This window comes from Streptococcus suis (assembly GCA_024583055.1).
GTDB classification, from domain to species: domain Bacteria; phylum Bacillota; class Bacilli; order Lactobacillales; family Streptococcaceae; genus Streptococcus; species Streptococcus suis_V.
The window spans coordinates 809953-824147 of the sequence record CP102145.1 but is presented as its reverse complement, the minus strand read 5'-3'; the positions used below and the strand labels follow the sequence as shown (position 1 = coordinate 824147).

At 45.8% G+C, this 14195-nt stretch carries 15 protein-coding genes; 14 read left to right on the top strand and 1 reads right to left on the bottom strand.

The features are described 5' to 3' along the window. Position 1: 1 nt before the first annotated feature. The 5 genes from pstA to NQZ91_03915 are packed head-to-tail and all read left to right on the top strand — an operon-like array spanning position 2 to position 4560. Positions 2 to 853: a phosphate ABC transporter permease PstA gene (gene pstA / locus NQZ91_03935; GenBank protein ID UUM58527.1), complete on the top strand. Its 852-nt coding sequence runs from the start codon at positions 2 to 4 to the stop codon at positions 851 to 853. Further along, entirely contained in the window at positions 846 to 1595 is a 750-nt protein-coding gene (gene pstB, locus NQZ91_03930) for a phosphate ABC transporter ATP-binding protein PstB (protein UUM58526.1), read from the top strand. The genes pstA and pstB overlap by 8 nt, the downstream gene beginning before the upstream one ends. Further along, complete coding sequence (gene phoU, locus NQZ91_03925; GenBank protein ID UUM58525.1) at positions 1595 to 2236, top strand: phosphate signaling complex protein PhoU; 642 nt, start codon at positions 1595 to 1597, stop codon at positions 2234 to 2236. The genes pstB and phoU overlap by 1 nt, the downstream gene beginning before the upstream one ends. Positions 2237 to 2240: 4 nt before the next feature. Next, positions 2241 to 2915, top strand: coding sequence for a response regulator transcription factor (locus tag NQZ91_03920; GenBank protein UUM58524.1), 675 nt, complete (start codon positions 2241 to 2243; stop codon positions 2913 to 2915). Then, positions 2908 to 4560, top strand: coding sequence for an ATP-binding protein (locus NQZ91_03915; protein ID UUM58523.1), 1653 nt, complete (start codon positions 2908 to 2910; stop codon positions 4558 to 4560). Before NQZ91_03920 ends, NQZ91_03915 begins: the two co-directional genes overlap by 8 nt. Before the next feature lie 181 nt (positions 4561 to 4741). Here the strand turns inward: NQZ91_03915 and NQZ91_03910 are convergent, their stop codons facing one another. Beyond that, a complete protein-coding gene (locus tag NQZ91_03910; GenBank protein UUM58522.1) occupies positions 4742 to 6400 on the bottom strand; it encodes an NFACT family protein in 1659 nt (552 codons plus the stop codon). Between the two features lie 509 nt (positions 6401 to 6909). Between NQZ91_03910 and NQZ91_03905 the strand changes: the two genes are divergently transcribed. The 9 genes from NQZ91_03905 to NQZ91_03865 all read left to right on the top strand — a co-directional run bounded on the left by NQZ91_03905 (position 6910) and on the right by NQZ91_03865 (position 14113). Then, complete coding sequence (locus NQZ91_03905) at positions 6910 to 7920, top strand: ABC transporter substrate-binding protein (protein UUM58521.1); 1011 nt, start codon at positions 6910 to 6912, stop codon at positions 7918 to 7920. Positions 7921 to 7940: 20 nt separating this feature from the next. Next, entirely contained in the window at positions 7941 to 8807 is an 867-nt protein-coding gene (locus NQZ91_03900; protein UUM58520.1) for an ABC transporter permease, read from the top strand. Further along, positions 8804 to 9562, top strand: coding sequence for an ABC transporter ATP-binding protein (locus tag NQZ91_03895; GenBank protein ID UUM58519.1), 759 nt, complete (start codon positions 8804 to 8806; stop codon positions 9560 to 9562). The genes NQZ91_03900 and NQZ91_03895 overlap by 4 nt, the downstream gene beginning before the upstream one ends. A 99-nt stretch (positions 9563 to 9661) precedes the next feature. Further along, positions 9662 to 10102 (top strand): hypothetical protein, encoded by a 441-nt coding sequence (locus NQZ91_03890; protein UUM58518.1) that lies wholly within the window; start codon positions 9662 to 9664, stop codon positions 10100 to 10102. Positions 10103 to 10159: 57 nt separating this feature from the next. After that, a complete protein-coding gene (locus tag NQZ91_03885; protein UUM58517.1) occupies positions 10160 to 10621 on the top strand; it encodes an ATPase in 462 nt (153 codons plus the stop codon). A 9-nt stretch (positions 10622 to 10630) separates the two neighbouring features. Further along, positions 10631 to 11977 carry a DUF2130 domain-containing protein gene (locus tag NQZ91_03880; protein ID UUM58516.1) on the top strand — a complete coding sequence of 449 codons (1347 nt, stop codon included), beginning with the start codon at positions 10631 to 10633 and terminating at the stop codon, positions 11975 to 11977. After that, on the top strand, positions 11974 to 12210 hold the full coding sequence (locus tag NQZ91_03875; protein ID UUM58515.1) for a DUF1858 domain-containing protein: 237 nt from the start codon (positions 11974 to 11976) through the stop codon (positions 12208 to 12210). The genes NQZ91_03880 and NQZ91_03875 overlap by 4 nt, the downstream gene beginning before the upstream one ends. Beyond that, positions 12203 to 13534 carry a DUF438 domain-containing protein gene (locus tag NQZ91_03870; protein ID UUM58815.1) on the top strand — a complete coding sequence of 444 codons (1332 nt, stop codon included), beginning with the start codon at positions 12203 to 12205 and terminating at the stop codon, positions 13532 to 13534. The genes NQZ91_03875 and NQZ91_03870 overlap by 8 nt, the downstream gene beginning before the upstream one ends. 159 nt (positions 13535 to 13693) lie before the next feature. Next, a complete protein-coding gene (locus NQZ91_03865; GenBank protein UUM58514.1) occupies positions 13694 to 14113 on the top strand; it encodes a GNAT family N-acetyltransferase in 420 nt (139 codons plus the stop codon). Positions 14114 to 14195: the final 82 nt, after the last annotated feature.

Here is a 14195-nt window from a genome sequence, read left to right as displayed (position 1 = left end):
GATGTCATTAGTAAAACACCAAGCTTCGACTGACCGGACCTCTCTTATCTTGAGGTGGCTGGTATTTCTAGCGGCTGGTTTGGCAGGCCTTGCAACCAGCTTTATCGTTCTCTATATTTTGATCAAGGGCTTGCCCTATCTCAATCTGGAGCTCTTTTCATGGACCTACAATTCAACCAATGTGTCCATGCTACCAGCCCTTCTCAACACTGTTTTGATGGCTCTTCTGGCCCTCTTGATTGCCTTGCCAATCGGGATTGGTGCCTCTATCTACCTAACAGAGTATGCCCAGCCGGACAATCCCCTAGTGACCATTGTTCGTTTGGCAACGGAGACACTATCAGGGATTCCGTCTATCATCTATGGTTTGTTTGGTGCCCTCTTCTTTGTCAAATTCCTTGGCTTGGGCCTGTCAATCATTGCAGGGGCTATGACCCTTAGTATCATGATTCTGCCCTTGATTATGCGGACAACCGAGGAGGCTCTCTTGTCCGTTGAAGATGGCTATCGGGAAGGAAGTTTTGCCCTTGGCGCTGGTAAATTGCGGACCATATTTCAGGTGGTTCTGCCCTCTGCCTTACCGGGAATTTTTTCAGGTGTCGTATTGGCCCTGGGCCGGGTTATCGGTGAGTCAGCAGCCTTGATCTTCACAGCAGGGACAGTAGCAGAAGTGGCGACCAATCTCACCAGCTCAGGTAGGACCCTGGCTGTCCACATGTATTTGATTTCGGGTGAAGGTATTTATGTCAATCAGACCTATGCAACAGCTGTCATTCTCTTGATTCTGGTCATTGTCATGAACCTCCTGTCTGAATGGATTGCAGTAAAATTAGGAAGAAATAGAAATGAGTAAACTAAGTATCCAAGGTCTGGATCTCTTCTACGGGGATTTTCAGGCTTTGAAGAATATCAATTTAGAAATTCCAGGCAATCAGATTACAGCCTTTATCGGGCCTTCTGGTTGCGGGAAATCAACCCTCTTAAAAAGTCTGAACCGTATGAATGATTTGGTCAAGAACTGCCGTTTAACGGGCAAAGTTCTGCTGGACCAAGAAGATATTTATGCGGAGATGAAGACGACAGTCCTCCGTAAGAAGGTCGGAATGGTTTTTCAAAAACCAAACCCTTTTCCAATGAGCATTTATGATAATGTGGCCTACGGACCTCGTACCCACGGCATTCATAATAAGCTGGAACTGGATAAGATTGTCGAGCGTTCTCTTCGTCAGGCAGCTATCTGGGATGAGGTCAAGGACCGCCTCAATAAGTCTGCTCTGGGCTTGTCGGGCGGTCAGCAGCAGCGTCTCTGTATTGCCCGTGCCCTGGCTATCGAGCCGGAAGTTCTCTTGATGGACGAGCCGACGTCAGCTCTCGACCCGATTTCAACCGCTAAGATAGAAGAATTGGTGCTGGAATTGAAGAAGGACTATACTATTGTCATGGTCACCCACAATATGCAACAGGCCTTGCGGGTGTCTGACCAGACTGCCTTTTTCCTCTTGGGTGAGGTCGTTGAATTTGACAAGACAAGCAGTCTCTTTAGTATGCCAAAAGATCCACGTACGGAAGACTATATCACAGGGAGGTTTGGTTAATGCGTTCACGTTTTGAAAGCCAATTAGAAGAATTGCAAAAGGACATGGTCTACATGGGTGGTCTCTGTGAGGAGATTATCGCAGGCTCTGCCGACGGTCTCAATGGGCCAGAGCAGTTGAACTACGAAAAAATCCAGCAGACCTACCAGCAGATTGAGGAGCTAGAGCGGGATATCGAAGCCCGTTGCCTCAAATTGCTCCTGCGCCAGCAACCAGTTGCTCGGGACCTGCGCACCATTTCATCCGCCCTTAAAATGGTCTATGACATGAAGCGCATCGGCGCCCAATCCTCTGAAGTGGCGGACCTGATTCGCAACAATCCCATTGACCTGGTGGAAGAGATTCCTTTGGTTAAGAAAATGGCAGAGCAGGTCAGTCAGATGGTGGTGGGTGCCCTGGATGCCTTTATCAAAGAAAGTCACGATTTGGCCAGCCAAGTCGTTGCAAAAGACGATACAGTTGACCAATATTTTGGTACAATAAAAGAAAAACTGGCTACATATATCGGGAGCCACACTGCAAATGGTGACCAGGCCATTGACCTCTTGATGATTGCCAAGTACCTGGAGCGCATCGGTGATCACGCTGTCAATATTGCCAAGTGGGTACAATTTTCTATCACGGGTCAATTAGAAGGGTAAGAAAATGATCTACTGTGTAGAAGATGATGATGCCATTCGTGAATTGATGATCTATAGCCTCAAGACTGCTGGTTTTGAGGCTAAGGGTTTTCCAGAGGCTGCTAGTTTTTGGGAAGGATTGGAGGAAGCAAGTCCTGATTTAGTGGTCTTGGATGTTATGATGCCAGGCCAGGACGGAATTTCAGTCCTCCAGGATCTGCGTAGGCAGACCAGGTGGCTGGCTATACCCGTCATTATGGCAACGGCCAAGGGGACTGAGATTGACAAGGTTCAGAGTTTGGACATGGGGGCTGATGATTACCTGGTCAAGCCCTTTGGTATGATGGAAATGATTTCCCGTATCAAGGCTGTTTTGCGCAGGACTCAAAAGCAGGAGGAGCAAGAGCTTGCCTTTGCCACGATTCGTATCAATCTAGCCAGTCACAAGGTCTATGTCCAAGATAGCAAGGTTGAATTGACCTTGAAAGAATTTGAATTACTGCACCTCTTCATGCGGTTGCCTCAAAAAGTCTTTACCCGTCAGGAACTCTTGGACAAGGTCTGGGGACAAGATTTTATGGGCGAGACGCGGACGGTCGATGTCCATGTGGGAACCCTGCGCCAGAAATTGGGCCAAGCCGGTCACCTGGTCAAAACAGTACGTGGAGTAGGCTATCTCTTGGAGCAAGACCATGACTAAACGGATTTTTCAAGCAGTATTTATGACAGCTATGGGGGTCTTTCTGCTGACTATCCTCACTGTCCAGGTCTACCTTTATAATTATTTTAACGGTCAATTGGTCGATCATTTAGTTCAAGAAACCCAGTTGGTGGCAGAGGCGGTTGAAAATGAAGGCATAGACTATCTGCAGCACATTGCTCCTGGAGAATACCGGTTTACCTGGATAGCTCCTGACGGCAGTGTCATCTATGACTCCGAAAATGATGCCTCGCAAATGGACAATCACAGCCAGCGTGAAGAAGTCATTCAGGCTAAAAAAAATGGAATCGGCCAGAGGGTCAGGTATTCTAGTACCCTGTCTGAAACCCTCATTTACTCGGCACGGCTCTTGCAAGACGGCAGTATCGTCCGTCTTTCAGTTTCCCACAGTACGGTCTTTGATTTGATGCAGCAGATGTTTCCCTGGTTTGCCGTCTTGGGGTTTGTGTCGCTTCTGACTTCCTACGTCCTTGCCAAATACACGGCTCAAAAATTACTCCGGCCCTTGGAAACCATTGACTTAGAGAGACCCTTGAAAAATGATGTTTATAAGGAATTGCATCCCCTGCTCAAGCGACTGGATTTTCACCAGTCTCAATTGGCTGAAAAAGAGAGTCTCCTGCGGCAGAAACAGGATGAATTTGACACTATCATTTCCAAGATGAAGGAGGGGTTAGTCATCGTTGATAACCAGGGCCGGTTAGTCATCTACAATGAGGCGGCTCGTAATCTTTTAGAATTGGAAGAGTCAGCCCTCTCCAGACCCATTGCTATTTTTCAGCGCCAATCGGCCTTGAAGGACTTGCTGACGGAGTTACTGGATGGTCAGAAAACAGATACAATTGTCGAATTGCAGGACCACCAATACAAGGTCATCGGACGTCCGATTTGGTCGGAGCAGCAGCAATCAGGGGCCGTTCTTCTCTTTTTCGATGTGACCGAGCAGTATTATCTGGAAAAATTACGGCGAGAATTCACAGCGACGGTTTCCCACGAATTGCGGACACCGCTCCACATTCTATCTGGCTATTCTGAAATTCTGCAGTCGCGCATTGCCTCGCCAGATGATGTTGTCGTCTTTGCCGAGAAGATTCACCAGGAATCCCAGCGCATGATTCAACTGGTAGAGGATATTCTCCAATTGGCCCAGTTGGATGAAGGTAGACATATCCGAAAAGAGGATGTGCAATTGACTGACCTGGTCCAGCAGGTTTTGGCTGGTCTGGAAGACAAGGCGGTGCAGAAAAATATCGCTTTGAGCTTTACGGGTCCCCAGATTTCCTATCATGGAAATCCTGTCCTACTCCAGTCTATTATTTTTAATCTGTGTGACAATGCCATTAAATACAATACCGATCATGGACAGGTCCATGTTAGCCTCAGTCAGACAGATGAGGCCATTAGCCTGGTCGTAGAAGATACTGGTCTGGGCATCTCACCGATAGACCAGGAACGCATGTTTGAGCGTTTTTATCGGGCCGACAAGAGCCGTTCCAAACAAGTGGGCGGTACCGGTCTCGGTCTCTCCATTGTCAAACACGCCCTTCAAGTCCACGGCGCTACCATCCACGTCCAAAGCCAGTTAGGTCAGGGAACTGTGATGAAGGTGAAGTTTCCGAAATAAAATAAAAACTGTATTCACAGCTCAACATCTTTAGCTAAGGCTAGTTTTCTGCCACTCAGCGTTCGTTTTTCTCGAAATACAGTCAGTATTACATCAAAAAACAGCCTTGATTTGTAAAAAACTATCTCTTTTCTAAATATACTTTGCTTGTGAACACAGGTTTTAAAAAGCATGAAAATCATCAGATTTTCATGCTTTTTATTTTCTCTTCTGTCGGTGTCACGCGCAGGGTCTTCTGACCGCGGTAGGTCACAAAACCAGGTTTGCTACCTGTTGGCTTATGAAGTTTCTTGGCTTCAATCATATCAACTTGAACTAAGTTAGAATGCCTTGCCTTGGAGAAATAGGCAGCCAGCTCTGCCGCGTCTGTCTTGACTTCGTCGCTGGGGTCCAAGTTATCTGTGATGACCACATGGCTACCTGGAATGTCTTTGGCATGGAACCAGAGTTCGCCTTTCTTGGCCATTTTGAAGGTCAACTCATCATTTTGCAGGTTATTTTTCCCAACCAGAATGATAGTTTTCCCGTCTGTTGCCAAATAACGCTCAGGTTTCTGACGCTTGTGGATTTTCTCACGATGGCGACGTTTGAGGTAGCCTGTTTCAATCAATTCCTCACGGATTTCATCGATTTCTGCCAGACTAGCCTGTCCCAGCATGGTATCAACAGACTCCAGATAGATAATGGTCGCCTTTGTTTCCTCGATCAAGCTGGTCAGATGCTTGACCGCCTCCTTGAGTTTCTGGTACTTTTTGAAATAACGTTGGGCATTCTGGCTAGGAGTAAGAGCCACGTCCAACTCAATCTCCAACTCCTCGCCCGTATAGTAGTTGTCTAAGGTCACACTAGCCTGGTCGTTGGGTACCTGATGCAGATAGGTGGTCAAGAGCTCGCCCTTCTGTCGCACCAATTCCGCACCTTCCGTATCCGCCAATTCCTGCTCCTGTTTGACCAACTTTTTGCGATTTTTCTCCAGCTCACTGGCCACCCGCTTGATCAGCTCATTGGCCTGCTGGGCCACCCGGTCCCGCTCCGCCTTGTCCTGATAGTAGAAGTCCAGCAGACTGCTCAGGCTCTCAAATTGTAGCTGGTTTTCAGGGCTATTGGCAAATGGCAGAGCAGCATAGGATTTGTCCGTTAGGCTAGGCTGTGTAGCCTGGTCAAAAAAGGCACGAAAGTTCTTGAGGCGGTCTGTCTGTAAGTGACTGGCCAGTTCAGAAGCCGTATCCCGACCCAAACCTTGAAAGGCCTGTTGGAGATTTTTCGGACTCAGTTCCTGAGTCGATAAGATTTCAAACAATTTCTCGTCAGACACTGTATAAGGATTGAGAGAATGCGTCTCCGGTGGAAGAATGTAGGTGGAACCTGGCAAGATGGTTCGGTAGGAATTTTGCGAGAAACCGACGTGCTTAATAGCCTCGATAATCCGCTGTTCAGACTTATCCACCAAGATGATATTACTGTGCTTGCCCATGATTTCCACCATCAAGGTAGCTTGGATATGGTCGCCAATCTCGTCCTTGTTGGACACCGAAAATTCTAAGATGCGGTCATTGTCCAACTGACGAATTTCCTCGATAATAGCTCCCTGCAAGTATTTCCGCAGAATCATGGTAAAGGTATTGGGCACTTTTGGATTGGTAAAGTCCGACTGGGTCAGCTGAACCCGACCGAAAACCGAATGGGCGGACAGGAGCAATTTATGGCTCTGACGGTTGCTGCGGATATTGAGGACAATCTCCTGTTCAAAAGGTTGGTTGATTTTCTGAATCCGCCCACCTTCTAAATTGGCCTTTAACTCAGCCGTCATGTGATGTAAAAAAAATCCGTCAAAAGACATGGTAGACCTCTTTCTCTTCCTGGAATCTAGCTTTTTCTAGTATAGCATATTTTGGGGGCTGACAACATGTTAAGGAATTTTCAGAAAATTTGTTCAAAATCCTTGACAAATCCTCCAAGACCATCTATAATCGTATGTAATCAGAAGAAGTAGTAGGACAGAAGTCTTCAGGGAGCCTGTGGTGCTGAGAACAGGTGGCGGAGTTTTATGAAATGGGCTGATGAGATTGTTTGGCATAAGTACTCAGCCAAAACAGTCACGCAAATGAACTTAAAACAATGATAGTTCGGTTGGCACACCTTACAGTGCAACTCCTTGTTTGAGGAGATGAGATATGGGAGAATTCCCATAAGTGAGGTGGCACCGTGTCATTGACGCCCTCGCATACGATTTTAGTATGCGTGGGCTTTTTCTATACAAAGGAGATTACATTATGATGAAACGATGGCGTAGCTTACAGATCTTGAATTGACGAAATAGATACAATTGTTTTAATAAGAAAGAGGTTTATGATGAAAAATAAAAAATTGATGGGTGTGTTGATTGCATTTTTTGCGATTATTGTGGCTGTAGTGATTTCAAATCAGAATAAACAAGAGACCTCAACAGAGACTGGGACGGAATCTCAAACCGTTAAAATCGGAGTTCTCCAATATGTGACCCACGCTTCCTTGGACGAAATTTACAAAGGAATCGAAGCTGGTCTCAAAGAAGGCGGCTACGATAAGGATGTCAACCTAGAAATTGATTTTATGAATGCAGAAGGTGACCAGTCTCAAGTGCAAACCATGAGTAAAAAATTGGTCGATAATGGCAACGAATTGCTGATTGGTATTGCGACACCAGCCGCCCAAGGCCTAGCCAACGCAACCAGCGACCTACCGATTATCATGGGAGCTGTAACAGATCCGGTCGGTGCCAACTTGGTTGCTGATTTGAAAAATCCTGGTGGCAATATCACTGGTGTTTCTGACCAAACACCAGTAGCAGATACTATTGACTTGATTAAACAAATCACCCCAGAGGCAAAAACAATCGGTGCTCTTTTCTCATCAAACGAGGACAACTCAAAGGCCCAAGTTGCTGAATTTAAGGCGGCAGCTGAGGCAGCAGGCTATGAAGTTATCGAGTATGCAGTTCCTTCTTCAAACGAAATTGCCTCAACAGTAGAAGTTGCCTCAACCAAGGTAGACGCCTTCTTCACACCAGTTGACAATACCATTGCATCGGCTTTCTCAACAGTCGTTTCTGCAGCCAACAAGTCTAAAAAACCAATCTATACTTCTGTAGAGGATATGGTCGAAGGTGGCGGTATCGCATCTGTAACCCTCAGCCAATTTGACCTAGGTGTTGCTACTGGTAAAATGGCTGCCAAGGTTCTTGACGGTGCCAAAACAGCTGACACACCAGTTGAAGTCTTTAACCAAGGTACCGTTGTCGTCAACCAAAAAGTAGCTGATGAACTTAGCCTTACCCTTCCAGCGGAGATTGTTGAAAAAGCAAGCCGCGTGATTAAATAAACGAAATTTTAGAGAGAATTATGATCCTTTCCACCATTTCCCAGGCCCTGCTTTGGGCCATTCTTGGTCTTGGTATCTTCATGACCTTCCGTATTTTGAACTTTCCAGATATGACGACAGAGGGTTCCTTTCCCTTGGGCGGAGCAGTGGTTGTGACCTTACTTACTCAGGGTGTCCACCCGATTCTGGCGACCTTAGCTGCTGTTTTCGCAGGCTGTTTGGCAGGGCTTGTGACCGGTCTCCTGTATACCAAGGGGAAAATTCCAACCCTCTTGTCGGGGATTCTGGTTATGTCTTCCTGCCATTCCATTATGCTCTTCATCATGGGGCGGGCCAATCTGGGCTTGCTCAATATCAAGAGTTTGCAGGACCTCCTGCCTTTTGATAGGGAGACAAATGGATTGATACTAGGCCTAATGGCAGTTGTGGCTGTCATCTCTGCTCTGCTATTCTTCCTAAATACCCGCCTGGGTCAGGCCTTTATCGCTACGGGTGACAATCCCGACATGGCGCGCAGTTTTGGCATTCATACCAGCCGTATGGAGCTTATGGGTCTGATCCTCTCCAATGGGGTCATCGCCCTTGCTGGTGCCCTCATCGCCCAGCAGGAGGGTTACGCGGACGTTTCGCGCGGTATCGGTGTCATCGTGGTCGGCATGGCCAGTCTCATCATCGGTGAGGTTTTGTTTGATAATGTGACAATGGCGGAGCGTTTTATCACCATTGTGGTGGGAGCGATTTTCTACCAGTTCTTGATTTTGGGTGTGATTTCCCTGGGAATCAATACCAGCTACCTCCGCATTTTTTCGGCCCTCATCTTGGCAGTCTGCCTCATGGTCCCTGAAATCAAAAATAACATCCTGAGAGGAGCCAGCTTGACCAAATGAATGCAATCGTTGAACTAAAAAATGCGTGTGTGGTGGTCAACAATGGCCTGGACCAGGAGCGCGTGATTCTAAAGGATGTCAATCTGACTATCTACCAAGGGGATTTTATCACTATTCTCGGTGGCAATGGTGCTGGTAAGTCCACCCTCTTCAATGTCATAGCAGGTACCCTGCCCTTGACCAGTGGAACAGTGTCTATCTTGGGCGAGGATGTGACCAAGTGGCCAGCGGAAAAGCGGGCCAAGTACCTGTCCCGGGTCTTTCAGGATCCCAAGATGGGAACGGCACCTCGGATGACTGTGGCGGAAAATCTTTTGATTGCCAAGTACCGTGGCCAAGGTCGTGGGTTGGTTCCTCGGCAACTTCCCCAGCATTTGGAAGAGTTTGAGGCGACCCTAGCAAAAATTGGCAATGGTCTGGAAAAGCATATCGCCACTCCAGCTGGTTTCTTATCGGGTGGCCAGCGTCAGGCTCTCAGCCTCTTAATGGCCTCTATCGTCAAGCCAGAGCTGTTGCTCTTGGATGAACACACGGCGGCCCTTGATCCAAAGACCAGCCAGTCCCTCATGAATTTGACGGATAGCCTGATTGCCGACCAGGAGCTGACTGCCCTTATGGTCACTCACCAGATGGAGGATGCCCTTAACTTTGGCAATCGCTTGATTGTCATGAAGGATGGTCAAATTATCCAAGACCTCAATCGCCAGCAAAAAGCGGAAATGCAATTGGAAGATTACTATAAATTCTTTGAGTAATAAGCCTGGAGCGATTCAGGCTTTTCTTATCAATCAATACCAATAATTAGTGATTTGTGTTATACTATAACTAACGAAGCTGTATAGGAGGAGTAGTTTATGCCTCAAAATCGAAAGGAACGCTTGTTTTTTGGCATGTTAATGTCAGCGATGATGGGATTTGTAATGACTGTTTATAATTTATGGTGGGCAGGTCGCTTGCAACTACCTATTTTGTTGCCATCTTATTTCTTGGGAGTGGTTGTCTCTTTTATAGCATCGCAATTTGTCAATCCTTTAGCCCTCAGATGGATCAATTTCATCGGACCAAAATTACCTTCTGAAAAGCATATTTCCTTTGCTATGATTAGTTTTCGGTCTGTTGCAATGGGGTTAATTATGGGAGTATTTGGTATGTATATGAGCCATCTTCCCTTTCATCTACCGATTTATGGTTTCCGCTTTTTGAGAAATATTATTCTGTCGCTTCCCTTGAGTTATTTTATTGTCAATCCTCTTGCGAGACGTATCCTAGTCTCAGTGAGGGAAAGGAACAGTTAGACACTGGCTTTGCTGGTGTTTTTTCATTTTTTAGAGATTTTTTGCTATACTAGACATATGAAAATTTCAATTACTACAACCTCTACACACTATCAATTAAATGTGGTATACTCCGTTTCTGCATCTTTGACAGAAACATGGGATTTACTGGCTACAGACGCTGGTTTTGCCAAATGGTTTCCAGAACTCCATATTGAAGGACAAAAGTTGGTCTTTGAAATGGATGATTTCCGCGAGGAGATGGACTTGTTGGCCTATCGCGAACCGCATGAAATTGTCTATACTTGGGATACTGCTCGGGTTGGTTTTATTCTGACAGAGCAAGAAGGTGGGAGTCACATTGCCTTTGAGGAAATCATTCCTAAGGATTTTGGCAATGAATTTGCGACGGCTGAAAAAGATATGACCGGTTGGCTGGTCCAGCATGAATGTATCCAAGCCTTGCTTGAGGGGGCTGAAGTGCCAGAACAGAAACCCTTGCAAGAAAAGTGGTCGCACTTTGTTCAAGAACAGATTTAGGAGAAAATCATGCACAATATTACTTGCCCGCATTGTGGGACGGCTTTTCAAGTTAATGAAACAGAATACAGCCAGCTTTTGGCTCAGGTTCGTGGTGTGGAGTTTGATAAGGAAGTTCATGATCGTTTGGCGCGTGAGACAGAGTTGCTGGCTCAGAAGGCTGAAAATGACTTGCAGGCTAAATTGGCTGACAAGGATAAGGCTATTTTAGAACTGACAGCTAAGGTTGAGCAGGTGTCTAGTCAGACGGAACATGAGGTTAGCTCTGCTATTGCTCAAAAGGATAAGGAGTTGATGGCACTTCAGGCTCAGCTGGACAAACTGACTAGTCAGTCGGAATTAGAAATCAGCTCTGCTATTTCCCAAAAAGACCAAGAAATCCTAGAGCTAAAGGCAAAATTGGAGCAAGTGGGTCTGTCCAAGGATTTGGAGTTGCAGCAGGCAGTGGCTCAGGTTGAGAAGGAGCGGGATGCGGCCCAGAATGCCTTGGTTTTGCAGGAGCAGAAGCAGGAATTGGCGCTGGCGACCACTCGGCAGGAGTATGAGGTTCAGCTCAAGGCGGCTAGCGAGCAGGTAGAGTTCTATAAGAACTTCAAGGCCCAGCAATCGACCAAGGCTATCGGTGAAAGTTTGGAATTGTATGCTGAGTCGGAGTTCAATAAGGTTCGACAGTTAGCCTTTCCCAATGCTTATTTTGAAAAAGATAATCAAGTGTCGGCGCGTGGGTCCAAGGGCGACTACATCTACCGCGAGACGGATGAAAATGGTGTAGAAATCATTTCCATCATGTTTGAGATGAAAAATGAGGCGGATGACACGGTTAAAAAGCATAAGAATGAGGACTTTTTCAAAGAATTGGACAAGGATCGTCGTGAGAAGAACTGTGAATATGCGGTGCTAGTGACCATGCTAGAGGCGGATAACGATTACTACAATACGGGGATTGTTGATGTCAGCCACAAGTACGAGAAAATGTATGTGGTTCGTCCTCAGTTCTTTATACAGTTGATAGGACTTTTACGCAATGCGGCGCTCAATAGTTTGAAATACAAGCAAGAATTGGCCTTGGTCAGAGAACAGCATATCGATATTACCCATTTTGAAGAAGATTTGGCGACCTTTAAAACAGCCTTTGCCAAGAACTACCAGTCAGCCAGCACCAATTTCCAAAAAGCCATTGACGAGATTGATAAGGCTATCAAGCGGATGGAGGCGGTCAAAGCAGCCCTGACCACCAGCGAGAATCAGCTCCGTCTGGCCAATAACAAACTGGATGACGTCACGGTCAAAAAGCTAACACGTAACAATCCAACCATGAAAGCGAAGTTTGAGGCGTTGAAGGGGGAAAAACAATGAACACCATCGACCTAAATCTGCCTGTGGCAGAGATTATCAACCAGCACCCAGAAGTCAAGGATATACTGATTGAGCTTGGTTTTTCCCCACTGGCCAATCCTGCCATGCTTCACACAGTTGGAAAGGTGACCAGTCTGAAAATGGGTTCTAAAATGACCAAGATTTCGTTGAAACAAATCCAACAAACCTTAGAGTGGAATGGGTATCAGGTAGTAGGAGGCAATGATGCGTGAACAGCGAATTGATATTTTAAAAAATATCCTCTTGGACCTGCATAACGGAGCTAGCGCGGAGTCCGTTCAGGAACAATTTAATCAGCATTTTACAGGTGTGTCAGCGCTGGAGATTTCGATGATGGAATACGAACTCATGTCCAGCGATACGGGGATTACCTTCGAAGATGTTATGGGCTTATGTAATGTTCATGCCAATCTTTTCAAGGGAGCTATATCGGATGTCCAAGTGGCAGACATGGATCAAGAAGGTCATCCTGTTTATGTCTTTAAACAAGAAAATCTTGCACTTCGTGGAGCTTTATTGCGCATTCGTCGGATTTTAGAGCAGTATGAGCAAGTGGAGGAGGAAGAAGTGCGCGACCAACTTCTCCAAGGTTTGCAACGTCAATATAAATTGTTAGGTCAGTTTGACCATCATTATACGCGCAAGGAAAAACTCTTCTTTCCAATCATGGAGCGCTACGGTCATGATGCGCCACCCAAGGTTATGTGGGGTGTAGATGATGATATTCGTCTGCTCTTTAAGGAAGCCCGTAAGGCTTTAGATACCTTGCCAGATGGAGATATAGAAACTGTTCGTCAAATTTTTGAAATTTTCGCCACTGAGTTTGAAGAGATGGTTTTCAAGGAAGAAGCGATTTTGCTAATGATTTTGCTGGAGACTTTTACACAAGATGATTGGTTGCAGATTGCCGCTGAAAGTGATGCTTATGGCTACGCAATTGTGAAACCTACAGCAAAATGGGTTCCCCATCGGGTTTCTTTTGGAGAAATAGCAGAGCAGAAGGACGCATCATCTGCACCGCAGGCAAGCGATCCCAATGTGCGGGTGATTGATACGCCAGAGGGACAGTTTACTATCTCCTTCACACCAAAAGAACCGACCACATCAGTTCTGGACCCTGCTAGTCCACAGCCTTTTGGCAATGGTTATTTGACTCTTGAACAAGCGAATCTCATCCTTAATCATTTACCATTGGAATTAACCTTCGTGAACAAGGATGACATTTTCCAATATTACAATGATAGCCATCCAGTTGAGGAAATGATTTTCAAGCGAACACCTAGTCAAATCGGACGCAATGTCGAACTCTGTCATCCACCAAAAATTGTTGACAAGGTCAAAAAAATCTTTGAACTCCTGCGCAGTGGACAGAAAAATGAAGTGACTATGTGGTTCAAAAAGGATGAAGAAACCTTTGTTTATGTCGTTTACAAGGCGGTTCGTGACCAAGAAGACCAATTTCAAGGCGTCTTAGAATATGTTCAAAATATCCAACCCTATCGGGAACTAGACAGTGATTTTTCTAGAGAGATTTAGTTACACCTATCATTTTACCTAAAGATGTCTTGTGTTTATCTATACAGAGGAGCGTGACATGATTAGAATGATTCATTTAGAGGCTTGTCATATTGAGAAGCTAGATCAGGCTTTTTAGAGCAGGGCTGGCTGTCGCGGAAGGCAATCCTGGAAAGTTATTTGACAGAGCAGGAAGAAGGCGAGCGCCAGGTCTTGGTAGCTGAAAATGAGCAGGCCTGTCTGGGTTATATTACTCTTGTCAAATCTCCCAAGAAGGGGCGATTTTTTCAGACAGGTATTCCTGAAATTGTCGATTTTAATGTCTTTGAACAGTTTCAGGGTCAGGGAATTTGCTACAGATTATTGGATGCTATCTGCCAACTTGTATCCGATTTTACATCCCAGATAGGGATAGGTGTTGGTCTGAATGCTCATTATGGCAAGGCTCAGAAACTTTATGTGCAAAACGGTTTTATTCCGGATGGGACTAGTGTTTGGTATGAGGGCAGCCCTCTGGCAATTGGAGCTTCTGCTTACAACGATGATAACCTAGCTCTGTATTTTATCAAGCCACTGGAACATGATATCATGCTGTATTGAGATGTTAATAGAAAAAATGAGAAGCTCTAGATAAGGTTGGAATCCATGTCCAGCCTTTTTTGTTACATAAAATTTCAGGGAT